Origin of the sequence: Pseudomonas sp. HS6-2, from assembly GCF_049325675.2 — a bacterium.
Lineage (GTDB): Bacteria > Pseudomonadota > Gammaproteobacteria > Pseudomonadales > Pseudomonadaceae > Aquipseudomonas > Aquipseudomonas putida_N.
On sequence record NZ_CM143906.1, the window covers coordinates 972,553 to 998,067 of the forward strand.

Here is a 25,515-nt window from a genome sequence, read left to right on the forward strand (position 1 = left end):
GCTGATCGTCCTTGCCGCCAGGCAGTGTGCCCGGCGGGTTGCAGCGGCCTCAGACGACATGGATGCTGTTCTGCACCCAGAGGTGGTGGCTTGGGTCTTCCTGGGCCGTGTACTGGTTATAGTCGATGCCGTCGACGCTCTGGTTCCCGACCAGGGTCCAGTTGTCCGTCATGTGCACCGAGTCTTTGTCATCCCCTTTGATGATCAGCGTGTCGTTGCCGGTTTCGGTGATCTTCACCACGTCCGCCAGGTTGAGGGTCAGTGCTACCGCACTGGTGTCGTTGAGGTCGATCACCTCGATATTGTGGATACGGTCAGCCAGGGTGCCCAGGTCGATGCTGGCATCGCCGCCGCCCCACAGCAGGGTGTCGGTACCGGTGCCGCCATTGACGCTGGCGAAGTTCTGGTCGACCACTTCGAGGGTGTCGTTGCCCGCGCCGCCTTCCAGGCTGATGTGCCCGCCCTGGCTGCCGATCAGGTGGTCGTTGCCGTCGGTGCCGGCGATAACCTCGCTGGAGGCTGAAGCTGCGACGCTGGCCACGGCCACGCTGTCGTCGCTGGTGTTGGCCACCAGCGCGGAGAAGGTGGTGAGGCCGGCGGCGTTATCCAGGTTGACGGTCAGCGTGGCGGTGTCGGTGGTGCCGTTAGGGTGGGTCAGCTCATAGGTGAAGGTATCGTGCTGGCCGATCACTGCCGAGGTCAGCCCGCTGTTGAGGGTGTAGGTGTAGCTGCCGTCTGCATGCACCAGCAGTGTGCCGTAGGTGCCGGCCACGCTGACCCCGTTGTGGCCGGGGATGGTGAAGGTGTTGGCGGCCGTCAGCACGCTCAGCACGGTCAATGCCGAACCCAAGGTGTCGGAGCCCGACGGGTCGGTGATCAGGTTGCCGCTGGCCACCGTGGCGCTGCTGACCACGTACTCGGTGAGGTACGTGGTGGTGGTGTTGAGGCTGGTGGTGATCGAGCTTGCCAGGCCGATGCCGCCGGCGCTGACCACGATGTGATAGGTGCCCGCGCCCTGATTCTGGAAGGTGTAGCCGGAGCCGCCACCGAGCAGGCTGACCAGCGAGCTGCCCGTGACCGACTGCACCAACACGTACTGGCCGGTGCTGGTGTTGAGCTTGAGCAGCTGGATGGTGGTGCCGTTGAGCAGGCTCAGCAGGTTGGCCGAGTTGACCACCACCTGCAGGTTGGCCGTGGTATCGGTGGCCACCGTGGTGGTGTAGGTGGCCGAGCGCGAGCCGATCAGCGGCAGGGTCAGCGAACCCAGGGTGGCGCTGCTGCTGTCGACCCGGTTGGCCAGGGTGATGTGGCTGCTGTCGATGTCGTTGACGGCATCCACCACCGTGGCCGGTGCGCTGAGGTTGCTGTCGTTCCAGACCTCCGTGGCCTGTGGGCTGTCGATGCGTACGTAGAGGTTGGCTGTGGCGGTCAGCCCGTTCGGGTGCACCAGCTCGTAGCTGAACACATCCACCTTGCCGACGCTCGACGGGCTGCCGCTTGGGGTGTAGGTGTAGCTGCCGTCGGCATGGATCACCAGGGTGCCGTACTGGCCCTGCACCGTGGTGCCCGGGCCACTGGCAGCGGTCACGTAGCTGCCGTTGACCAGTATCTTCAGCACGGCGCCGCTGTCCGGGCCGAGGGAGTCGACCACGCCATTGGTGCCGGGGTCGGTGATGACGTTGCCCGAGGCGGCAGTGCCGGTGCCGGTGAACTGGGTCAGGCTGGTGGCTTCGATGTCCAGGCTGGTGGTGACTTGGGTCACCAGGCCGATGCCGCCACTGGCCACGGTCAGGCGATAGTCACCGGCCTGCAGCTTGCCGATGTCCACCTGCAGCCCCAGCGGCAGCACGATCAGGTCGAGTAGCCCTTGGGTGTTGCCGGTGGCGATGGTAACCCAGGCGCCGGAGGCATCCTTCACCTGCAGGGTAAAGGTTGAGTTGTTAAGCAACGCCAGCACGCTGTTGGTAGTCAGCGTCAGGGTCGGGTCGACCGTGGTGCCAGGCGCCACCGTCCAGGTGTAGGTCTTGCTGAAGCCCGACAACAGGGTGGTGAAGCTGTCGGTGTAGGTGGTGCTGGCGGTGACCGGCGCCAGGTTGACGGTGGCGGTGGCCAGGTTGTTGCTGGCAATGACTGGGGCGTTGGCATCGACGTCGGGGGCGGTGATGTTGACGTTGCCGGAGACGTTGCTGCGTGGGTCGGTCAAGGTTACCGACAGCACCTGGCCGTTGTCCTGGGCCGGGCTCAGGGTGACGGTGAAGGTGCCATTGGGTTGCACGGTCGCGGTTTGCAGCACGGTGCCGCTGGCGCTGCGTACCGTGACCGTGGCGCCGGCCTCGCCGGTGCCGGTGAGGGTGGTACCGTCGGCGCTGATCACCAGGTTGGCCGCGTTGGCCGGAGGGGTGAGGTCCGGCGCGTTCAGCGCGGTGGCGGTGGAGGTGTTGCCGGCGGCATCAGTGAGAGTGACGCTCAATGCCTGGAAGTTGATTTGCGCCGCACTCAGGCTGACCACATATAGGCCGTTGCTGCCTACCGTGGCGGTGCCGAGCACGGTGCCCAGGCTGTTGCGCACGGTCACCGTGCTGCCGATTTCGCCAGAGCCGCTGACCGTGGTGCCGTTGGCGTTGATGTTGGCCACCGGCGCGGCAGGTGGGGTGGTGTCCGGGGCGGTGATGCCGGTACTGGCCGAAACATTGTTGCCGGCATCGGTCTGGCGCACCACCAGGGCCTGGCCGTTGTTCTGGGTGGCGGTCAGGTTGACGCTGAAGGTGCCGTTGGCCAGCACCACTGCCGTGCCGAGCGATGTGCCACCCGCGTTGGTCACGGTAACGGTCGCGCCCGGTTCGCCTACGCCGGTCAGTACCGTCCCGGCACCGTTGATCGCCAGGTTGGTCGGTGCCAGCGGGGCTTGAACGTCCGGTGCGGTGTAGCTGGTGGCGCCGGAAATGTTCAGGGCGGCGTCGGCCTGTGTCAGGCTCAGTACCTGGCCGTTGAGCTGAGCGCTGGCCAGGTTGATGCTGAATATCCCACCACCATTGACCAGGCCGGTGCCGAGCAGGTTGCCGCTGGCATCGCGCACGGTCACCGTGGCGCCGGCTTCACCGGTACCGGAGAGCACCAGGCCGTTGGCCGACAGCCCGGTGACCACCGGGTTGGCCGGTGGCGTGATGTCGGCTGCTGTCAGGAACACTGGCTGCGACTCACCGCCCAACAGCGAAACCGAGGTCACGGACAAGTGCTGGCCGTTGAGTTGGGCGGCGCTCAAGGTGATGCTGAAACCGCCGTTGCCAATGTTGGCCAAGCCACTGCCGATCAGGTTGCCGGCGGCGTCGTAGACGCGAATCGACGTGCCGCTGGCGGCGGTACCAGTGAGGGTCAGGCCGTTGGCGGCCAGCGCCACGTTGACGGGTGGCTCGGGTGGCGGAATCAGTGGCGTGATAAAGGTCGCCACCGCCGAGGTGTTGTTGGCAGCGTCGGTTTGCGTGACGGCCAGGGATGCGGCCGAACCCGGTGCTGGCGACAGGTTGATTGAGAAGTTGCCGCCACTGTCGACTCGGCCCGTGCCGATCACCACGCCGCCGAAGCTGACCGTCACGTTCGCGCCGGCTTCGCCGCGTCCGGTGAGGATGTTGTAGGTGTTGTTGACGGCGAGGTTGGTGACCGCCGTGGGTGGCACGGTGTCGATGGTCTGATAGGTGGCCGGCAGCGAGGCGTTGCCAGCGGCATCGGTCGACACCACAGTCAACAGCTGGCCAGTGCTCTGCGAACTTGCGAAGGTGACGGTGAAGATGCCGCCAGCCGGCACCGTGACAGTGCCCAGTACAGAGTTGTCCGGGGCGCGTACGGTGATGGTGCTGCCCACCTCGCCCGTACCGGTGAGCAATGTGCCGCCGGTGAGGACCAGGTTGCCGGGCTGCACGGGTGGAGTCAGGTCCGGTGCGGTCAGTTGCAAAGGTATGGACGGGTTGCCGGTAGCGTCCTGGGCGATGACGCTCAACACTTGGCCGTTGACCTGCGCAGTTGTGAGGGTGATCACGAAGCTGCCATCGGCGGCAATGGTGCCCTGGCCGACCTGGTTGCCCAGGTTGTTCATCACCGTGACGTGCGCGCCGGCCTCGCCAGTGCCGCTGATCTGCGTGCCACTGGCGTTGAGGGCGGCGAGCACCGTAGCCGGTGGGGTGATGTCGACGGCGGTGAGGGCGCTGATTGGTGAGATGTTCTGGCTTGCGTCCGTCAGGGTGACCTGCAGCAGCTGGCCGTTGAGCTGTGCCGAGCTGAGGTTGACCACGAAGGTGCCATTGGCCGCGACCGTGGCTGTACCGAGCTCGGTGGTGCCGACGTAGACGCGCACCGTGGTGCCGGCTTCGCCGGTACCGCTGAGCTGGTCGCCGGCGGCATTGAGGTGCAGCGAGGCCGCCGCAGCTGGCGGGGTCAGGTCCGGTGCGTTGACCGAGACCGGTTCGCTGATGTTGCCGGGCGGGTCGGCCTGCTGTACCGACAGCACCTGCTGGTTGATCTGCGCGGGGGCCAGGGTGACGCGGAAGCTGCCGTCGGCGAGCACCAGGGTGGTGCCCAGCAGTACGCCTGCGGCGTTGGTCACGGTAACGGTCGCACCCGGTTCGCCGGAACCTGTGACCACGCTGCCGTCGGCGTTGATGGCGACGTTGGTGAGCAGGTCCGGTGGGGTGAAGTCCGGTGTCTGCAGGGTAGCGACGGCCGATACGTTGCCGGCGCCGTCGGTCTGGGTAAAGCTGAGCAGTTCGGCATTGCCCAATGCCGGGCTGAGGGTGATGGTGAAGTGACCGCTGGCATCGACCAGCGTCGTGCCGATCGTTTGGCCGAGCGGGTTGAGGACCGTGACCGATGCCCCCGCTTCGCCCCGGCCGGTGATGGTCACGCCATCACTGGAAATGGCCAATTCGCTGGGCGCATTCGGTGGCGTGGTATCCGGCGCGGTGATGGCGGCGGCGGTGGACTGGTTGCCGGCGGCATCGGTCAGCACCACCTGCACTTGCTGGCCGTTGGCCTGCGGCGTGAGCAGGGCGACCTGGAAGGTGCCGTTGGCCAGGACCACGCCAGTGCCCAGCACGCTGCCGTCGAGCGCGACGACCTTGACCAGGGCATTGGCTTCGCCGGTACCGTTGAGCAGTGTGCCGCCCCCGGCGAATGCCAGGTTGGCCGCTGCATCCGGTGCCACCCGGTCTGGCGCGGTGAGGCTGATGCTGTTGGACTCGTTGCCGGCGGCGTCGGTTTGCGCGGCGCTGAGCAGTTGCCCGTTGATCTGAGCGGCACTGAGGTTGAGGGTGAAGTTGCCGTTGGCGTCGACCACTGCGGTGCCCGGCGCGAGCCCGCCGAGGCCGGTGAGCGCAACGGTGGCGCCGGCTTCCCCGTGGCCGGTCAGTACCAGGCCATTGGCGGACAGCACCAGGTTGCTCAGCGGTTGCGGCGCGGTGGTATCCGGTGCCTGCAGGGTGGTTGGCAGCGAAACGCCACCGTCGGTGCCCACCGCACTCACATGCAGTATTTCGCCGTTGGCCTGGGCACTGCCGAGGGTGACGGTGAAGGTGCCATCGTTGCCCACCGGTGCGCTGCCGAGCAACGCGCCTGAGGGACCATAGACGTTGACCGTGGTACCCGGCGTGGCCGTGCCGGTGACGGCCAGGCCATTGGCCGACAACACCAGGTTGCCGGGTATGTCCGGCGCGGTGATCCCGGGTGCGGTGACCGTCAATGCAGGGGAAGTGTTCAGTGCGGCATCAGCCTGGGTCACGCTGAGGATTTCGCCGGTACCGGCGGCAGGGATCAAGGTCACGCTGAAGTGGCCATCGGCACCGACGACCGCGGTGCCCAGGATCGTGCCGTCCGGTGCGCGCACGGTGACCGTGGCGCCGACCTCGCCGGTCCCCGCCAGCGTCGCACCATTGGCAGCGACGGCGAGGCTGGCGACTGCGGCAGGCGGCGTGGTGTCGGCGGCCGTGTAGGATGCGGCAGTCGAGACATTGCCCGCGGCATCGGTGGCGGTCACCTGCAGGGTCTGGCCGTTGTTCTGCGCGCTGCTCAAGCTCAGCTGGAAGGTGCCGTTGCTGGTGGCCACGGCGTTGCCCAGCACATTGCCCGCAGCATCGCGCACGGTCACGGTGCTGCCTGCTTCGGCGTTACCGCTCAGCTGCAGGCCGCCACTGGACAGGGCCAGTGCGCTCGGCGCTGCGGGTGGCGTGTGGTCAGGGGCTATGACGCTGACGGCGATGGAGGTGTTGTTGCTGGCGTCGGTCTGGGTCACGCTCAAGTGCTGGGCATTGAGCTGGGCACTGGTGAGGGTGAGGATGAAACTGCCATTGGCTGCTACCAGGCCGGTGCCGATGATGGTGCCATCCGCGCCGCGCACGGTCACGCTGGCACCGGCTTCGCCGAGGCCTGTGAGGGTGAGCCCGTTGTTGTTGAGCACCACGTTGGTCAACGCGGTTGGCGCGGTCAGGTCTGGAGTCACCAGGCTGATGGCGGGCGACACGTTGCCAGCGGCGTCCACCTGGCTCACGCCAATCGCCTGGCCGCTGATCTGCGGCGTGTCGAATGTCACAGTGAAGCGCCCGTCGGCGCCCACGATGGCACTCCCCAGCACGGTGCCGGCGGCATTGCGCACCTGCACGGTGGCACCTACTTCGCCGCTGCCGGACAACTGCTTGCCGTCGGCACTGAGTACCGGGTTGCCAACTGCGGCGGGTGGCGTGCGGTCCGGCGTCGCCAGGCTGGCAGGGCCGGACACGTTGCCCGCAGCATCGGTCAGGGTCACCTGCAGCGGGCTGCCGGTGGTCTGCGCGCTGGGCAGGGTGATCTGGAACTGCCCGCTCAGGTTTACCGTGCCGGTGGCCAGAATGGCGCCGTTGGCGTCACGCACGGTCACGGTCGCACCGGCTTCGCCCTGGCCACTGACCACGGTGGCGGCGCTGTTCAGGCTCAGGCCAGTGGCGGCGTTCGGCGCCTGCAGGTCGGCCGCTTGCAGCGTGGCCGCCAATGAAACGTTGCCGGCGGCGTCGGCCTGGGTGATGGTGAGGTTTTGGCCATTGGCCTGGGGCGGCACCAGGCTAACGCTGAACAGCCCGTTGCTGGCCACGGTCGCCGTGCCTAGCACGGTGCCCTGGGCATCGACCACGCGTACCGTGGCGCCCACTTCACCGTGGCCGGTCAAGGTGTTGCCGGTGCGGTCGAGGGCCAGTAGGTTCGGCGCATCCGGTGCAGTGGCGTCGGCAGCGACAATGATCGCCGGCACCGACGGTTTGCCGCCAACCGACAGGCGTGCGGTGACCTGCAGGGTCTGGGCATTGAGCAGGGCACTGGCGAAGAAAATATGGAAGACGCCATCGGTGCCGACCGTGCCAGTGCCCAGGGTGGTGCCGCCGGAGGTAACGGTGATCAGTGAGCCGACCGTGCCTTCGCCGGTCAGCAGGAAACCGTCGGCACTCAGCGACAGGGCGGATGGCGTGGCCACTTCGGTACCGTCAGGCCCGCTGACGTTGATCGAGGTTTCGTTGCCACCGCCATCGCGTACCACCACTTGCACCGTGTCGCCGGTGACCAGGGGCGGGTTGACCGGTATCACGAAGGTGCCATCCGGCCCGGCGGTGCCGGTGCCCAGCTCGGTGTTGCCATCGCGCACGATGACCGTTGTGCCAGGCTCGGCGCTGCCGCTGATGGTGCCGCCGTCGGGGCTGACCGTGACGTCGGCGGCCGGGGCGGGCGGGGTGGTGTCGGGCGCGGTGACGGTGGATGGCGCGGTTGCGTTGCCGGCTGCATCGCTGACCACCACGCTCAGGGTCTCACCGTTGGTGAGCGGCGTATCCAGCGGCACGCTGAAGCTGCCGTCGCCGTTGACCGCAACGGTCACCACGTTGCCGTTCGGGTCGGTCACGGTCACCGAGCTGGCACCTGGCGCACTGCCAGTGACGGTGCTGCCGTCCGGGCTGACCAACAGACCGACGGGCAGCTCCGGCGGGGTGATATCCGGCGCGTTGACCAGTGCACTGGTGGACGCGTTGCCTGCGGGGTCTAACAAGCTGACCTGAAGCGTCTGGCCATCGAGTTGCGCCGGGGTCAGCGTCACACTGAAGCTGCCACCGGCAGGCACCACTACGCTGCCTAGCAGGTCGCCTGCGGCGTTGCGCACCTCGACCGTCGAGCCGACTTCGCCGGTGCCGTGCACGCTGCTGCCGTCGGCGCTGACCTGCAGGCCAGCCGGCGTGGCCGGGCCGGAGGTGTCCGGTGCGGTGAACGAGGTCGATGGCGAGTTGTTCCCGGCACCGTCGATCAGCACAACCGACAGGACCTGGCCATTGGTCTGTGGGGGGCTGAGGGTGATGCTGAAGCTACCATCGGCACCGACAATGCCGTCGCCGAGCAATTGCCCGGCGCTGTTACGCACTTCCACGGTCGTGCCGATTTCGCCCGCACCATTGAGCACGGTGCCGCCACTGACCAAGCCCAGGACCACTGCCGGGCTTGGTGCTTGCAGGTCACTGGCGACCACGGTGCCAGCGCCAGAGGCGTTGCCGCCGCCATCGGTCTGGGTGACGGACAAGGTCTGGCCGTTGAGCTGCGCAGGGATGAGGGACACGCTGAAACTGCCATCGGCCTGAACCACTGCAGTGCCCAGTACCACGCCACCGACGCCGGTCACTTTCACTTGCGCGCCAGGCTCGCCGCTACCGGTGACGACGGCGCCGTCGGCCGACAGCAGCAGGCCTATCGGCGCGTTCGGCGCCTGGGTATCCGGAGCCGGTAAACCGACGGCAGTAGAAACGTTACCGGCAAGGTCGGTTTGTTCGATGGTCAATGCCTGGCCATTGGTCTGTGGCGGCACCAGGGTGACCGCGAAGCTGCCATCGCCGGCCACCAGCGCACTGCCCAGCACGCTGCCGCCCGGCCCGCGTACCGTGACCGTGGCGCCGGGTTCCCCGGAACCGCTGACCGTCGTGCCCGTGCCGTCGATGGTCGGGTTGCCGACCACCTGCGGCGGGGTGAGGTCGGGTGCGGTGAAGGTCACTGGCCCGGCGCTGTTGCCGAGGCTGTCGGTGGCCTCCACGGTCAGGCTTTCACCGTTGCGCTGCGCCGCAGTGAGGGTGACGTCGAAGCGCCCGTCTGCGCCGACCAGCGCAGTCCCCAGTACGCTGCCATCGGCCGCGCGCACGGTCACCGTCGAGCCGACCTGGCCCAGGCCGGTGAGGTGCAGGCCGGTGATGTCGACATTCAGGCCGGAAGGCTGCAGCGGGCCATCTGTATCCGGGGCAGTAATGTTGACGGTCGAACTGTTGCCTGCGGCGTCGCGCAGTACCACATCCAGTGCCTGACCATCGGTTTGCGCGGGGGCCAGGGTAACGCTGAACTGGCCGTTGGCACCCACCACCGCGCTACCGAGCAGCGTGCCCTGGGCGTTGGTCACCTGGACCGTGCTGCCAGGTTCGCCGCGGCCGGTGAGCGTGGCGCCGTCGGCGCTCACCACCAGGTCGCTGGCCTGGTTGGGCGGGGTGATGTCCGGGGCGCTGATCTGCGCCGGCAACGAACTGTTGCCGTCGGCATCGATGGCCACCACGTCGAGCAGTTCGCCGTTGGCCTGGGCCGGATTGAGGTTGATGGTGAAGGTGCCATCGTTGCCGGCCTGCACGCTGCCGATCACGCTGCCGTTGGCATCACGGACCTCCACCAGGCTGCCGGCCGGCGCGCTGCCGCTGATCGATGTGCCATCGCCGGCGACCACCAATCCGCTAGGGCTTTCCGGCACTTCGGTGGCCGGGACGATGACCGTCAGGGCCACTGACGGGTTGCCGGCAGCGTCGGTCTGCATCAGCACCAGCACCTCGCCCGCAGTGACCGGGTTATCGAGGTTGACCAGGAACGTGCCGTTGGCCGCGACCACACCGGTGCCGAGGACGTTGCCATTGCCATCGCGGATTTCCACGGTCGCGCCGGGTTCACCGCGGCCGGAAACCGTCAGGCTGCCGTCACCGACCACCACATTGTTGATGATTGCCGGCGGGGTGGTATCCGGTGCGGTGTAGCTCAGCGGCGCAGAGGCGTTGCCGGCCGCGTCGGTGGCGGTGATGGACAGCTGTTCACCATTGGCCTGGGCTGGGGCGAGGACCAGGCTGAAGCTGCCATCTGCGGCGACGATGCCGCTGCCGATCAGGTTGCCATCGGCATCACGCACATCGATTCGGGTTCCCGGCTCGGCGGTACCGGCCAGGGTGATGCCATCGGTCAGGCTGAGCCCGATCGGTTGCGCAGGCGCCAGGTGGTCCGGCGAGGTCAGCGGGCTGGGTGTCGAGACGTTGCCAGCGGCGTCGGTGAGGGTGACCTGCAGCGACGAGCCATCGAGCACCGGTGCCGTCAATTGCAAGGTGAAGGTGCCATCGGCTTGCACGGTACCGGTACCGATCACTTGGCCCTGGTCATTCAGCACATTGACCGTGGCATTGATTTCGCCACGGCCAGAAACCGTGCGGCCATCGGCACTGATGATCAGGTCGGTGGCGGGCTGCGGAGGAGTGGTGTCACCACCGCCATCGACATCCGGCGCGGTGACGTTGCCTGCCGTGGAGGTGTTGCCTGCAGCGTCGGTGGCAGTGACCTGCAATTGCTCGCCGTCGACTTGCGCGGGCGAGACGGTGACGCTGAAGGTGCCTGAAGCGCCGGCCACGGCGGTGCCGAGCACGGTAGTACCGTCGGTGGCCAATACCCGTACGGTGCTGCCAGGCTCCGCGCGGCCGGTGACCGTGCTGCCATCGGCGCTGACGGTAAGGTTGCCGGGTGCGGATGGGGCGGTGATGTCCGGGGCGCTGATCTGAGTGGGCAGGGAGACGCCGCCGGCGGTGTCGACGGCTGTCACATCCAGCAGTTCGCCATTGGCCTGTGCCGGGTTGAGCACGACGGTGAAGGTGCCATCGGCGCCAACCACCACGCTGCCCACCACGGTGCCGTCGGCATCGCGCACATCCACCCGGGTGCCGGCCAGGGCGTTGCCGCTGAGGCTGCTGCCATCGGCCGCGATGACCAGGGCGCTCGGGCTGTCCGGTACCTGAGCCAGCGGCACGTCGTATTGCAGCGCCGGAGAAGCATTCCCGGCAGCATCGGTCTGCACCAGGCTCAGGCGCTCGCCAGGCTGAGCGGCGGGGTCGAGGTCGATCAGGAAACTGCCGTTGGCGGCGACCGTGCCGGTACCTAGCAGGTTGTTGTTGCTATCGCGCACCTCGACGGTGGCGCCGGCTTCACCGCGCCCGCTCAGGGCCAGGCCACCACTGCCGACCACAATGTTGCTGACTTCGGCAGGTGGGGTGATATCCGGCACCGTGTAATCGAGTGGTACGGAGGTGTTGCCCGCCGCGTCGGTCAGGCGCACGTCCAGCGTTTCGCCGTTGGCCTGGGCCGGGGAGAGAGTGATGCTGAAGTTGCCATCGGCACCTACCGTGCCGCTGCCGATCAGGTTGCCGCCGCCATCGCGCACTTGCACGATGCTGTTGGCTTCACCTTTACCACTCAAGGTCACGCCATCGACCAAGGCCAGGTCGGTGGGTTGTGCCGGTGGTTGCAGATCGGTCGAGGTCACCGAGCCTGGTTGCGACACGTTGCCGGCCGCGTCGGTGAGGGTCACCTGTACGCTGCTGCCATCGTTCACGGGCGGGTTCAGGGTAACCAGGAAGTTGCCATCGCCGGCGACGGTGCCACTGGCGATCAGGTTGCCCTGGGCATCACGTACCTGCACGCTGGCGCCGACTTCGCCGCGGCCACTGAGCTGCTGCCCGGCCAGGCCGATCACCAGGTTGGTGGGCGCATCGGGTGGCGTGGTGTCGCCGCCATCGACGTCGGGGGCGGTGACGTTGCCTGCGGTGGAGAGGTTGCCGGCGGCGTCGGTGGCGGTGACTTGCAGTACTTCTCCGTCGACCTGTGCTGGCGTGAGGGTAATGGAGAAGACACCCGTTGCATCGACCACGGCGGTGCCGAGCACGGTGGTGCCATCGGCAGCCAGCACACGCACGGTGCTGCCGACTTCGGCACGGCCGGTGACGGTGCTGCCATCGGCGCTCACGGCCAGGTCGGCAGGTGCGCTTGGCGCGGTGATGTCCGGGGCGCTGACCTGCGCAGGCAGCGACGAGGTGCCGTCGGCATCGACGGCGGTAACGTTCAGCAGTTCGCCATTGGCTTGTGCCGGGGAGAGGGCGACGGTAAACGTGCCGTCGCCACCGACCACCACGTTGCCCAGCAGCGTGCCGTCCGCACCGCGCACGTCTATGCGGGTACCAGGCTGGGCGCTGCCGCTGACGCTGCTGCCATCGGCGGCCACGGTCAGGTCAGTCGGGCTGGTCGGTACGGTGGTGCTGGGCACTGCGTAATCGACGGCGCTGGAGGCATTGCCGGCGGCGTCGGTCTGCACGATGCTCAGCTGCTCGCCCGGCTGGGCAGCCGGAGCGAGGTCGATGATGAAGGTGCCATTGGCACTGACAATGCTTTGCCCAAGCAGGTTACCACTGGCATCGCGCACCTCGACGGTGGCACCGGCTTCACCGCTGCCTGCCAGTTGCAGGCCGCCTGGGCCCACGGCAATGCCGCTGACCGGGTTGGGTGCGGTGATGTCAGGGGCGTCGAACTGCAACGGCGCAGAGGTATTGCCAGCGGCATCCAGCAGGCGCACGTCCAGCGCTTCGCCATTGGCCTGGGCCGGGGAGAGGGTGATGCTGAAATTGCCATCAGCACCCACCGTGCCAGTACCGATCAGGTTGCCGCCGGCATCGCGCACTTGCACGATGCTGTTGGCTTCACCTTTACCGCTGAAGGTCACGCCATCGACCAAGGCCAGGTCGGTGGGCTGTGCCGGTGCTTGCAGGTCGGGCGAGGTCACCGAGCCCGGTTGCGACACGTTGCCGGCTGCGTCGGTAAGGGTCACCTGGACACTGCTGCCATCGTTCACTGCCGGGCTCAGGGTGATCAGGAAGCTACCGTCGGCGCCGACGGTGCCGCTGGCGATCAGGTTGCCCTGGGCATCTCGCACCTGCACGCTGGCACCAGCTTCACCGCGGCCGCTGAGCTGCTGACCGGCCTGACTGATCACCAGGCCGGCCGGGGCGTCTGGGGGCGTGGTGTCGGGCGGATTGCCGATGCCATCGTCCGGTGCGCTGATGGTGGTGGCGCTGGAGACGTTGCCGGCTGGGTCGGTGACCGTGACTTGCAAGGGTTGGCCGTCAGTCTGTGGCGGCTGCAAGGTGACGCTGAACTGGCCGTCGGCACCGGCCACCGCACTTCCTAGAACAGCGCCATCGGCACCGAGTACCTGCACGGTCGAGCCGGGTTCAGCGCTGCCGGTGAGGGTGTTGCCTTGTGCGTTGATTGCCAGCTCCGTCGGTGCTGCTGGCGCGGTGGTGTCCGGTGCGGTTACCGCACCAGGCTGCGATGCGTTACCCGCAGGATCGGTCAGGGTGACGCCGAGGTTTTCACCGCTGGCCTGAGGGGTGTTCAAGGCGACATTGAAACTGCCGTCGGCATTCACCGTGCCACTGCCGATCAGGTTGCCGGCGGCGTCGAACACCTTCACCGTCGCGCCCGCTTCACCGCGCCCGCTCAGGCGCAGGCCGTCAGGCGAAACCAGCAGGTCGATGGGCGTGGCGGGCGGTGTGGTGTCGCTGGGGGCGCTACCGCCCCCTCCGCCACCACTGCTATTGTTGGCCGCTGCGGCCACGCCGCCGACACCAAGCAGGCTGAGGCCGGCGATGGCGAAGGTCGAGGTGCCGTCACCAGCGACACCGATACCGGCCACCAGTTCGTCAAGCGAGGCTACTTCGTCGAAGGTGAAGCCAGTGAACGCCGTTGTGTCATAGTTGGCGTGCCACAAAGTGCCGTCTTCGCCAACGAACACCATGTCGCTGCCAACACCTGCCTGGTCTACGGCAAAGAAATTGCCGACAGTGACCTTTTCTCCGGATTTGAGCGTGACGATCAGGTCCTGGCCGCGCCGGGTGACGGTGGCCACCTGGTCGGGAGCGATGGGCATCTGCACCACAGCTGGGCTGTTGAGGGTGATATTGCCCCAGGCATTCTGGGTGGCTACGGCGGATTGCTTGTCGGCGACGACGATGTTGTCCATGAGTGCTCCCTGCTGGAATTCGGTACACAGGGCCGCCTGCGCGACCCATGGCCGTGTAACCGGAGATTAGGGAGATATAGCAGTCCAGTAGATTGCCACCAGATGGCTTTGCGGATAGTTCTTTAGTGAGTGTTGACTCAGCGAAGCCCCAGGCGGCGCGCCAGGCGGCTCAGGTTGGCACGGTCCAGGCCAAGTTCGCGGGCTGCTGCGGCCCAGTTGTCCTGATGACGTTGCAGGCAGGCATCGATCACCTGGCGCTGGTAATCATCCAGTGCTTCGCGCAGGCCGCCGACGGGTACCGCCAGGGCTGCAGGCGTGGCATGGGCAAGGGGCGCTGTCGGGGCTGGCTGGGGGGCTCGCAGGTCGAGGTCGCTGGCATCCAGGGTGAGGATGCGTGGGCGCTCCGGGTGTTGGCCCATGGCCTTGAGGGCCGAACGACCGATCAGGTGTTCGAGTTCGCGCACGTTGCCCGGCCAGTCATACGCCAGCAGTGCTGCTTGCGCTTCACTGCTCAGCCGAAGGCTGTTCAAGCCAAGGCGCGATCGATTCTGTTCGAGGAAATAGCCAGCAATAAGCAGTACGTCGCGACCACGTTCGCGTAACGGCGGCACCTGTAGCGGATACACGCTGAGGCGGTGGTAGAAGTCGGCGCGGTAGTTGCCTGCGCGCACCTCGGCGGCCAGGTCGCGGTTGGTGGCGGCGATCAGGCGTACATCGACGCGATGTTCGCGGTCCGAGCCCAGGCGTTGCAGTTGGCCACTCTGCAGCACGCGCAATAGCTTGGCTTGCACGGTCAACGGCAATTCGCCCACTTCATCGAGGAACAGCGTACCACCGTTGGCCAGCTCGAACTTACCGCGGCGTTCGCCGTGGGCGCCCGTGAAGGCGCCACGCACATGGCCGAACAGTTCGCTTTCCACCAGGGTGTCGGGGAGGGCTGCACAGTTGAGGCTGACCAGGGGTTTGTCGGCGCGGTTGCTGGCCTGGTGCAGGGCCATGGCCACCAGTTCCTTGCCCACGCCGGTTTCGCCGGTGATCAGCACGGTCAGCTCGCTGCCGCCTACCAGGCGGATTTCTTCGAGCAAGCGCTTGTGCGCCGGGCTCTGGCCGATCAGCTCCTTGTCCTGGCCGCTGGCCTGGCGGTAGATCTCGGCGCGGTGGTGCTCGTCCTCGGCGCGCAGGGCCAGGTGCTCGATGCGCTCGGCCACGGTCACGGTGGCGGCGGCCAGGCTGGCGAAGGCCTGCAGGGCTTCCAGTTCCAGGCTCTGGAACTGGCCTGGGGTCAGGGCGTCGAGGGTAACCAGGCCCCACGGGCGCTCGTCGACCATCAGCGGGCAACCCATGCAGTCGTGTACCTCGAGGGCGGCGTCATGAGCGTTGACCAGGCCATCGTAAGGGTCGGGCAGCTCGGAGTCGCTGGCAAAGCGTGTCGGCTCCGGGCGGCTGAGCAGGATCTGGAAGCGCGGGTGCTCACTGACTTTGAAGCGACGGCCCAGGGTATCGGGCGAAAGCCCATCGACGGCCAGCGGCACCAGCCATTCGCCATCCAGGCGCAGCAGCGCGGCGGCATCGCAGGGCAACAGCCCGCGCATCGCCTGCAGCAGCCGGCGGTAGCGTTCCTGGTCGGGCAAGTCGCGGGACAGGTCACTGACCAGGGGCAGCAAAGTGGTGAGCAACGGCTTTGTAGTCATATGGACTCCTGTAAGTCGTTTTGACTATACGCCCGGGTAGGTCTATTTGACATGATCGGCGTCAATGCCCTGATTTTATTGGCGAAAAAAGTTGGCACGATTGCTGTAACAGCAGTGGCAACCATTTGAAGCCTCAGGCTCAGGAGTTGTCGCAAATGCTCAATGCCGAACAACGTGCAATCATCAAAGCCACTGTCCCTCTGCTGGAAACCGGTGGTGAGGCGCTGACCACCCACTTCTACAAGATGATGCTCAGCGAATACCCAGAGGTCCGTCCGCTGTTCAACCAGGCCCACCAGGCCAGCGGCGAGCAGCCGCGCGCCCTGGCCAATGGCGTGCTGATGTATGCCCGTCACATCGACCAGCTGGAGCAGTTGGGTGGCCTGGTCGGCCAGATCATCAACAAACACGTTGCCCTGCAGATTCTGCCGGAGCACTACCCGATCGTCGGCCGCTGCCTGCTGCGCGCCATCGAAGAAGTGCTGGGCAAGGAAATCGCCACCCCTGAGGTCATCGCTGCCTGGGCCGCTGCCTACGGCCAACTGGCCGACATCCTGATCGGTGCCGAGGAAAGCCTCTACAAACAGAAGGAAGAGGCTGCGGGCGGCTGGCGCGGTACTCGTGAATTCCGCCTGGTGCGTCGCGAGCAGGAAAGTAGCGAGATTACTTCGTTCTACTTCGCCCCGGTGGACGGCCAGCCGGTACTCAAGGCTGAGCCAGGCCAGTACATCGGCCTGCAGCTGTTCATCGACGGTGCCGAGCAGCGCCGCAACTACTCCCTGTCGGCCCTGTGCGACGGCCGCCAATACCGCATCAGCGTCAAGCGCGAGGAGGGCGGCAAGGTCTCCAACTACCTGCACGATGAGCTGGTGGTGGGCGACACGCTGCAGCTGTTCCCGCCAGCGGGTGACTTCACTCTGGCGGCCAGCGACAAACCGCTGGTGCTGATCAGCGGTGGTGTGGGCATTACCCCAACCCTGGCGATGCTCGAAGCCGCACTGCAAACCCCGCGTGAGGTGCACTTCATCCACTGTGCGCGTAACGGTGCCGTGCATGCCTTCCGCGACTGGGTCGACGGCCTGGCCGAGCGCCATCCGCAGCTCAAGCGCTTCTACTGCTATGCCGAACTGGACGGTGGTGCTGCCGCCGATGCCGTGGGCCTGCTGAGCGAGGACCTGTTGGCCGAGTGGCTGCCGCACGGGCGTGACGTGGATGCCTACTTCCTTGGGCCCAAGGGCTTCATGACGGCGGTCAAGCGCCAGTTGAAGGGCCTGGGTGTGCCGGAGCAGCAGAGCCGCTACGAGTTCTTCGGGCCGGCGGCTGCCCTGTAGGAGCGGGCTTGCCCCGCCAAAGGGCCGGTACCGGCGAATATTTCCTGCCTATATATAAAGAAAGATGAAAGGTGCCTCGGGCACCTTTCATCTTTAATCCTCCTTTAATCACTGTATCCTTCACTCCCGGGTGTCGAGGGGCTTGCCCCTGCGCGGCACCCGGGCAGCCGCTTTTTTACCGGCCGATGTTGAACCGACGTTGCTGCAGCCGGTCACAGAGTCTCCGGATAGCCCTGCGCAGTGCTGTCTCGCCGCCCCCTCGCACGCTAAAGGGCCATGCCTGCGTGTAGAATTGCACTCAGGCGGGCGGACCACGCTGCCACCTATCCATCGAAGGAATCGGCAATGAACGAACAAACATCGCGCCTGAATCGCGAACGGCGCTTTCTGGTGCTGCTGGGGGTGATCTGCCTCGCCCTGATCGGCGGAGCGCTGTACATGCAGGTGGTACTGGGCGAGGCACCTTGCCCACTGTGCATCCTGCAACGCTATGCCTTGCTCTTTATTGCCATCTTTGCGTTCATTGCCGCTGCCATGCCCGGGCGCCGCAGCCTGACCCTGTTCGAGGGTCTGGTAGTGCTTAGTGCCATTGGCGGAATCGTTGCGGCTGGCAACCATGTGTATATACTCGCCAACCCCATGGTCAGTTGCGGCATCGATACGCTGCAGCCGATCGTCGACGACCTGCCCCTGGCCAAGCTCTGGCCACTGGCGTTCCAGGTCGACGGCTTCTGCAGCACGCCGTACCCGCCGATCCTCGGTTTGTCACTGGCGCAGTGGGCGCTGGTGGCGTTCGTCCTGACGGCCATCCTGGTACCGTTCGGCATCTACCGCAACCGGCGCCAGCCTTAGACATAAGTCCCGATTTCGGTGTGGTCTTTTGCACCGGATGAGAAGAGCGAAAAGTCTTCCCCCGCTTGATCCAGATCAACCTCAAAGCCTTGCGAAATGCGGGTTCGAGGGCTATTAAGCGGGGTGCGACAAACTGTCGCGAAGTTGATTTATCGAGCTGGATTGTTACGGATTCTGTAAAGGACTGTTGCTCAATAAGTCATAGTCAAGGGTTGGCGACCTATCTACAATCGCCCCCAATTTCCGTTCGGCACTGCTTGCGAGTCGCAGGATTGAAGGAAGCCCCAGCGCTCCTTTTTGCTGACTTCGTCAAGTTTCGCCCAACGGCGATACCGGGCGGACCCCCCTCCGCGTTTTCCCGCACCAAATGGACTTGGTCTGAAGTACAGGCCTGTTGCCTACGAAACCATAAGCACCGCTAACACGCTTTGCGCCAAGGTCCTGCAGTCGGGCCCGGGCAGGAGCGAGTACGGGCGCGAAATGCCGCACTTGGCAGGACGAAGTGTTGGCTACCAAAACACAAATTGCATTGAAGCAAGCTGATCTAGAGGTCGTGAGATGAGTAAAAAGCGTTACCCCAGACTGTTTGGCATATTGCCCTTTTTAGGCATGCTTTTACTCAGTGGGTGCAACTGGACCCTGCTCGACCCGAAAGGTCAGGTCGGCATTGAGCAAAAGAACCTGATCCTGATCGCGACCGGCCTGATGCTGCTGGTGGTGATTCCGGTCATCATCATGACCGTGGCATTCGCCTGGAAGTACCGTGCTTCCAACAAGGCAGCCACCTACACCCCCGACTGGTCGCACTCGACCAAGATCGAACTCGCGGTGTGGATCATCCCGATCATCATCATCATCGCCCTGGGTTACGTCACCTACAAGTCGACCCACAAGCTGGACCCATACCGTCCGCTCGATTCCGACGTGAAACCGATCCAGATCGACGTGGTCGCGCTGGACTGGAAATGGCTGTTCATCTACCCGGAACAGGGCATCGCCACCGTCAACCAGATCAACTTCCCGGCTAATGTCCCGGTGAACTTCCGCGTCACCTCCGACGCCGTGATGAACTCGTTCTTCATCCCGGGCCTGGGTGGCCAGATCTACGCGATGGCGGGCATGACCACCAAGCTGCACCTGATCGCCAACGAAAATGGCGTCTTCGACGGTATCAGCGCCAACTACAGCGGTGCTGGCTTCACCGGCATGAAATTCAAGGCTAATGCGACCTCTCAGGAAGACTTCGACAAGTGGGTCGCCGAGGTCAAGCAGTCGCCACTGAAACTGGGCAAGGCCGAGTACGAAGCACTGGCCAAACCTAGCGAATACAACCCAGTCGCGCTGTACAGCGAGGCACCTGCTGAACTGTTCCAGACCATCGTCGACAAGTACGAAGGTATGAACCGCGGCAAGCCGGTCCACGAAGAAGCAGGCAGCAAAGATCTGGCCACCACCGAGTCGAGTGTGCAACCAGCTGCCGGTGCAGAGGAGTAAGAGATGTTCGGTAAATTAACCCTGGAGGCGATACCCTTCCACGAGCCGATAGTCATGGTGACGCTTGCCATGATCGCGCTCGGGGGTATTGCTGTCGTTGGTGCTATCACCTATTTCCGCAAGTGGACCTACTTGTGGACCGAGTGGCTGACTACTGTCGACCACAAAAAGATCGGCGTGATGTACATCGTCGTCGCGATGGTCATGCTGCTGCGCGGCTTTGCCGACGCCATCATGATGCGTACCCAGCTGGCTGCCGCTACCGGTGGCTCCGAAGGCTACCTGCCGCCTGAACACTATGACCAGATCTTCACCGCTCACGGTGTGATCATGATCATCTTCATGGCGATGCCGTTCTTCACCGGCCTGATGAACCTCGCGGTTCCTCTGCAGATCGGTGCACGTGACGTTGCCTTCCCGTTCCTGAACTCCCTGAGCTTCTACCTGCTGCTGGCAGGCGTGCTGCTGGTCAACATCTCGCTGGGCGTTGGTGAATTCGCCAAGACCGGCTGGGTTGCCTATCCGCCGCTCGCGGGCATTCAGTACAGCCCTGGGGTGGGTGTCGACTACTACATCTGGGCGCTACAGCTCTCAGGCTTGGGTACGACACTGACCGGCGTGAACTTCCTCGTCACCGTGATGAAGATGCGCGCACCTGGCATGAAGCTGATGGACATGCCGATCTTCACCTGGACCTGCACCTGGGCCAACGTGCTGATCGTGGCTTCGTTCCCGATCCTGACTGCTGCACTCGCACTGCTGACTGTTGACCGTTATCTGGACTTCCACATTTTCACCAACGAGCTTGGTGGGAACCCGATGATGTACGTCAACCTGTTCTGGGCGTGGGGTCACCCTGAGGTTTACATCCTGATCCTGCCGGCCTTCGGCGTGTTCTCGGAAGTGACTTCGACCTTCTCCGGCAAGCGTCTGTTCGGCCACCACTCGATGATCTACGCATCGGGCGCCATCGCCGTCCTGGGCTTCGCTGTATGGCTGCACCACTTCTTCACCATGGGTGCCGGCGCCAGCGTCAACACCTTCTTCGGCCTGGCGACGATGCTGATCTCCATCCCGACCGGTGTGAAACTGTTCAACTGGCTGTTCACCATGTACCAGGGCCGTGTGCGCTTCACCGCACCGATGCTGTGGACCCTGGGCTTCATGATCACCTTCTCGATCGGTGGCATGACTGGCGTTCTGCTGGCTGTTCCAGGTGCTGACTTCGTGCTGCACAACAGCCTGTTCGTAATCGCTCACTTCCACAACGTGATCATTGGTGGTGCGGTATTCGGCTACATCGCCGGCTTCGCCTACTGGTGGCCAAAAGCGTTCGGCTTCAAGCTGAACGAGAAGTGGGGCAAAGCTGCCTTCTGGTTCTGGATCTCCGGCTTCTACGTAGCGTTCATGCCGTTGTACGCCCTGGGCTTCATGGGCATGACCCGTCGTCTGAACCACTCCGACAACCCACTGTGGGAACCCTACCTGTACGTAGCCGTTGTCGGCGCCGTGCTGATCCTGTTCGGTATCGCCTGCCAGCTGATCCAGATCGTCGTTTCGATCCGCGATCGCGAGCAGAACCTGGACGTGACCGGCGACCCATGGGGCGGCCGTACCCTGGAATGGTCGACCTCGTCGCCACCTCCGTTCTACAACTTCGCCCACATGCCAGAGAAAGTTGGCCTGGACTGCTGGAACGAAGCCAAGGAAGCCGGTGTTGCCTACAAGGTGCCGGGCAAGTACGAAGCGATCCACATGCCGAACAACACCGCTACCGGTCTGTTCATGGGTATGTTCCTGACTGTCTTCGGCTTCGCTTTCATCTGGCACATCTGGTGGCTGGTTGGCACGAGCCTGCTGGCAACCATCGCGGTCTTCGTTCGCCACGCTGCGCGTGACGACCAGGGCTACATGGTTCCGGCCGAAGAAGTGGCGCGCATCGAAGGCGAGCGTCTCAAGGCGCTGGCCAAAGCAGGTGCTCTGCCTGCCGGCGCACGTGTCGAATCGTTTGAACGGGTGTAATCAATGTCCAGTCAAGTAATCCACGGTGGCGCGCATGGTCATGACCATGCTCACGATGACCACCACCACGACTCGGGCCAGATGACCGTCCTCGGTTTCTGGCTGTACCTGATGACCGACTGCATCCTGTTTGCGTCGCTCTTCGCCACCTACGCGGTGCTGTCCGGCAGTTTTGCCGGCGGCCCGTCGGGTCACGACATCTTCCAGCTCGACTTCGTAGCTGTTGAAACGCTGTTCCTGCTGCTGTCCTCGATCACCTTCGGCTTCGCCATGCTGAAGATGTTCGACGGCAAGAAAGCGGGCGTACTGGGCTGGTTGGCTGTGACCTTCCTGTTCGGTGCAGGCTTCATCGCGATGGAAATCTATGAATTCCATCACCTGATCGGCGAGGGCTTCGGCCCAACCCGCAGTGGCTTCCTGTCGGGCTTCTTCGCCCTGGTAGGTACCCACGGTCTGCACGTGACCGCCGGCCTGATCTGGATGGCAATCATGATGTACCAGATCAACAAGCACGGCATCACGCCGACCGCCAAGACCCGCATGAGCTGCCTGAGCCTGTTCTGGCACTTCCTGGACGTGGTCTGGATCTGCGTATTCACCGTCGTCTACCTGCTGGGAGTTCTGTAATGGCTAACGCACACGACACTCATCACGAAGGTAACCACGGCAGCGTCAAGTCGTACATGATCGGCTTCATCCTGTCGATCATCCTGACCGCGATCCCGTTCGGCCTGGCCATGTCGCCAAGCCTGCCGAAGAACCTGACCGTTCTGATCATCGTGGCCATGGCTGTGATTCAGGTAGTGGTACACCTCGTGTACTTCCTGCACATGGACCGCTCGAAAGAGCAGCGTTCCAATGTGTCGACGTTCCTGTTCACCGCGATGGTAATCGCTCTGCTGGTCGGCCTGTCGCTGTGGATCATGTTCAGCATCCACTTCGAAATGATGGCCAAGTGAGGTAAGACTGCATGTCCGTAAAGCACTTTATCCAAATCACCAAACCGGGGATCATTTTCGGTAACGTGCTTTCCGTGGCAGGCGGTTTCTTCCTTGCCTCGAAGGGCCATGTGGACTTCGCCCTGTTCCTGGCGGTGGTGATCGGTACTTCGCTGGTGGTGGCGTCCGGATGCGTGTTCAACAACTGCATCGACCGTGACATCGACCACAAGATGGAGCGCACCAAGAACCGCGTCATGGTCCAGGGCGGCATGTCGCTGACCCTCGCGCTGGTCTACGCCACCCTGCTTGGGGTGGCGGGCTTCAGCCTGCTGTATGTGCAGGCCAACCCGCTGTCGGCGTTCTGTGCGCTGATCGGCTTCATCGTCTACGTCGGTTTCTACAGCCTCTGGCTGAAGCGCAAATCGGTGCACGGCACCTTGGTCGGCAGCCTGTCCGGTGCCATGCCTCCGGTGATCGGCTACTGCGCCGTGAGCAACAGCTTCGACCTGGCTGCTGTCACCCTGCTGGTGATGTTCAGCCTGTGGCAGATGCCGCACAGTTTTGCCATCGCGATCTTCCGCTTCAAGGATTACAGCGCTGCCAACATTCCGGTCCTGCCGGTGGCGCGCGGCATCCTCGCGGCGAAGAAGCAGATCGTGCTGTACGTGCTGGCGTTCCTGCTCGCCACCTTGATGCTCACCCTCGGCGGTTACGCCGGCCTCGGCTACCTGGCCGTGGCGGCAGCCATGGGCCTCTACTGGCTGTACATGGCCTGGGGTGGCTACAAGGCCGAGGATGACAGCAAGTGGGCTCGCAAGGTGTTCGGCTTCTCCATCCTCACCGTCACTGCCCTGAGCGTGATGATGGGTGTGGACAGCCAGACCGCTGCAGACGTGCTGATGACCTACGCGCGCTGATCGAGGCAAGTGCTTCACTAAAACCCGGCCACTGTGCCGGGTTTTTTCATGCCTGTTTTTCCTGTTTTGGCGTGAAAACATAAATTCTTTATTTTCAAAAAATACATCTGAAAAATTCTAAGGAAACAGGAAATTATCCTTTACAGCTATCCTGTTTCGGCACTATCTTCTGATTCAGGCCGCCGCAGCGGCCAGCGTCGCTCGGACGGTTCCGGGCGCTTACGTCTGCAGAGGAAACCATGGCCAATCCAGGTTCGCCGCGCCGCTTCGCGCGCATCGATCGTCTCCCCCCTTACGTCTTCAACATCACTGCCGAACTCAAGATGGCTGCCCGCCGCCGTGGCGAGGACATCATCGACCTGAGCATGGGCAACCCCGATGGCGCGACCCCGCCGCACATCGTCGAGAAGCTGGTGCAGGTCGCCCAACGTGATGACACCCATGGTTATTCCACGTCCCGCGGCATTCCACGCCTGCGCCGGGCCATCTCCAACTGGTACAAGGAGCGATACGAGGTCGATATCGACCCGGAAAGCGAAGCCATTGTCACCATCGGCTCGAAAGAGGGCCTGGCGCACCTGATGCTCGGCACCCTGGATCACGGCGACACCGTGCTGGTGCCCAACCCGAGCTACCCGATCCACATCTACGGTGCCGTGATCGCGGGTGCCCAGGTGCGCTCGGTGCCGCTGGTGCCGGGGGTGGACTTCTTCAACGAGCTGGAGCGGGCGATCCGCGAATCGATCCCCAAGCCGAAGATGATGATCCTCGGCTTCCCGTCCAATCCGACTGCCCAGTGCGTTGAGCTGGACTTCTTCGAGCGCGTGGTGGCCCTGGCCAAGCAGTATGACGTGCTGGTGGTGCACGACCTGGCCTACGCCGACATCGTCTACGACGGCTGGAAGGCGCCCTCGATCATGCAGGTACCGGGCGCCAAGGACATCGCGGTAGAGTTCTTCACCCTGTCCAAGAGCTACAACATGGCCGGTTGGCGGATCGGCTTCATGGTCGGCAACCCCGAGCTGGTCAGCGCCCTGGCGCGGATCAAGAGCTACCACGACTACGGCACATTCACTCCGCTGCAGGTGGCTGCCATCGCCGCGCTGGAAGGCGACCAGCAATGCGTGCGGGATATCGCCGAGCAGTACCGCCAGCGTCGCAACCTGCTGGTCAAGGGCCTGCACGAGCTGGGCTGGATGGTCGAGAACCCCAAGGCGTCGATGTACGTGTGGGCGAAGATTCCCGAGCAGTACGCGCACCTCGGTTCACTGGAGTTTTCCAAGAAACTGCTGGCCGAAGCCAAAGTCTGCGTGTCGCCGGGCATCGGTTTCGGTGACTACGGCGACGACCATGTGCGCTTCGCCCTGATCGAGAACCAGGACCGTATTCGGCAGGCGATCCGCGGTATCCGCCAGATGTTCCGGGCCGATGGCCTGACCCAGAAATAACGCTTCACCCGGGCCCGCTTCGGCGGGCTCGGGCCTGCCGGATCAACGGCAAACTATTTTTGCATTGCCCCTCTTCTCAGCCGACCTGGCTTCGATTACAAATGGCGCGCGGGCCAGCCCGATAACAACAACCTTCCCTCCGTGCCATCATGTCCGAAAACAATCCTTGCCTTGACTGCGGCGCCTGCTGCGGGTACTTCCGTGTGTCCTTCTTCTGGGGCGAATGCCAGTCCGCCGGTGGCCTTGTGCCGGATGACCTGGTGGTACAGATCAACCCCACCCGTGTTGCCATGATCGGCACCGACGCCAAGCCTTGCCGCTGCGTGAGCCTGCAGGGCGAGATCGGTACCGAGGTGGCGTGCACCATCTACGCCAACCGTTCCAGCCCATGCCGTGAGTTCGAGGCGTCGTGGGAAGGTGGGGTGCATAACCCCAGCTGTGACGATGCGCGGGCGGCCTATGGGCTGCCGCCACTGACCCCGCCCGGTGCCAACGAGCCGCATTGGCCGGATGATGGGGCTGAGGTGGCCTGAGCCATTTTCGCTGCCAGCGGCGCCTGAAGGGTGTTCGCCGATAGAGTTGCAGCGCTGTTGAGATTGGGCGCCGCCCGCGCGGCGCTCGCTATCCGCCCCACCGCAAACCCCAAGACATACACCCGCAGCCCCACATAACGTTAAACTGTCATCTCCCCAGCAATGGA

The 25,515-nt window shown here is 64.5% G+C and carries 11 protein-coding genes; 9 read left to right on the forward strand and 2 right to left on the reverse strand.

Annotation, left to right across the window (positions count from 1 at the left end; all coding sequences use genetic code 11):
• Positions 1–49: 49 nt before the first annotated feature.
• Both ACOKS3_RS04500 and norR read right to left on the reverse strand, forming a co-directional pair.
• The gene (locus ACOKS3_RS04500; protein WP_422763347.1) at positions 50–14,119 is read right to left on the reverse strand and encodes a BapA/Bap/LapF family large adhesin; all 14,070 of its coding nucleotides are present in this window, start codon (positions 14,117–14,119) and stop codon (positions 50–52) included.
• Positions 14,120–14,256: 137 nt separating this feature from the next.
• Positions 14,257–15,810, reverse strand: a complete 1,554-nt coding sequence (gene norR / locus ACOKS3_RS04505) for a nitric oxide reductase transcriptional regulator NorR (RefSeq protein WP_422763348.1) — start codon at positions 15,808–15,810, stop codon at positions 14,257–14,259.
• A gap of 155 nt (positions 15,811–15,965) precedes the next feature.
• Here norR and hmpA point away from each other — a divergent pair, with 155 nt between their 5' ends.
• The 9 genes from hmpA (at position 15,966) to ACOKS3_RS04550 (ending at position 25,348) form a co-directional block, all read left to right on the forward strand.
• Entirely contained in the window at positions 15,966–17,141 is a 1,176-nt protein-coding gene (gene hmpA, locus ACOKS3_RS04510; protein ID WP_103445645.1) for an NO-inducible flavohemoprotein, read from the forward strand.
• A 345-nt stretch (positions 17,142–17,486) separates the two neighbouring features.
• Complete coding sequence (locus ACOKS3_RS04515; protein ID WP_103445644.1) at positions 17,487–17,993, forward strand: disulfide bond formation protein B; 507 nt, start codon at positions 17,487–17,489, stop codon at positions 17,991–17,993.
• A gap of 558 nt (positions 17,994–18,551) precedes the next feature.
• Complete coding sequence (gene cyoA / locus ACOKS3_RS04520; protein ID WP_103445643.1) at positions 18,552–19,487, forward strand: ubiquinol oxidase subunit II; 936 nt, start codon at positions 18,552–18,554, stop codon at positions 19,485–19,487.
• Positions 19,488–19,490: 3 nt separating this feature from the next.
• Positions 19,491–21,509, forward strand: a complete 2,019-nt coding sequence (cyoB, locus tag ACOKS3_RS04525; protein ID WP_422763349.1) for a cytochrome o ubiquinol oxidase subunit I — start codon at positions 19,491–19,493, stop codon at positions 21,507–21,509.
• A 3-nt stretch (positions 21,510–21,512) separates the two neighbouring features.
• Positions 21,513–22,136: a cytochrome o ubiquinol oxidase subunit III gene (cyoC, locus tag ACOKS3_RS04530; protein WP_027920308.1), complete on the forward strand. Its 624-nt coding sequence runs from the start codon at positions 21,513–21,515 to the stop codon at positions 22,134–22,136.
• Complete coding sequence (gene cyoD, locus ACOKS3_RS04535; RefSeq protein WP_103445642.1) at positions 22,136–22,468, forward strand: cytochrome o ubiquinol oxidase subunit IV; 333 nt, start codon at positions 22,136–22,138, stop codon at positions 22,466–22,468. Before cyoC ends, cyoD begins: the two co-directional genes overlap by 1 nt.
• Positions 22,469–22,479: 11 nt before the next feature.
• On the forward strand, positions 22,480–23,367 hold the full coding sequence (gene cyoE, locus ACOKS3_RS04540) for a heme o synthase (protein ID WP_054887539.1): 888 nt from the start codon (positions 22,480–22,482) through the stop codon (positions 23,365–23,367).
• A 239-nt stretch (positions 23,368–23,606) separates the two neighbouring features.
• Positions 23,607–24,815 carry an alanine transaminase gene (gene alaC / locus ACOKS3_RS04545; RefSeq protein WP_103445641.1) on the forward strand — a complete coding sequence of 403 codons (1,209 nt, stop codon included), beginning with the start codon at positions 23,607–23,609 and terminating at the stop codon, positions 24,813–24,815.
• A 149-nt stretch (positions 24,816–24,964) separates the two neighbouring features.
• On the forward strand, positions 24,965–25,348 hold the full coding sequence (locus tag ACOKS3_RS04550) for a YkgJ family cysteine cluster protein (RefSeq protein ID WP_103445640.1): 384 nt from the start codon (positions 24,965–24,967) through the stop codon (positions 25,346–25,348).
• The last annotated feature ends 167 nt before the right edge of the window (positions 25,349–25,515 follow it).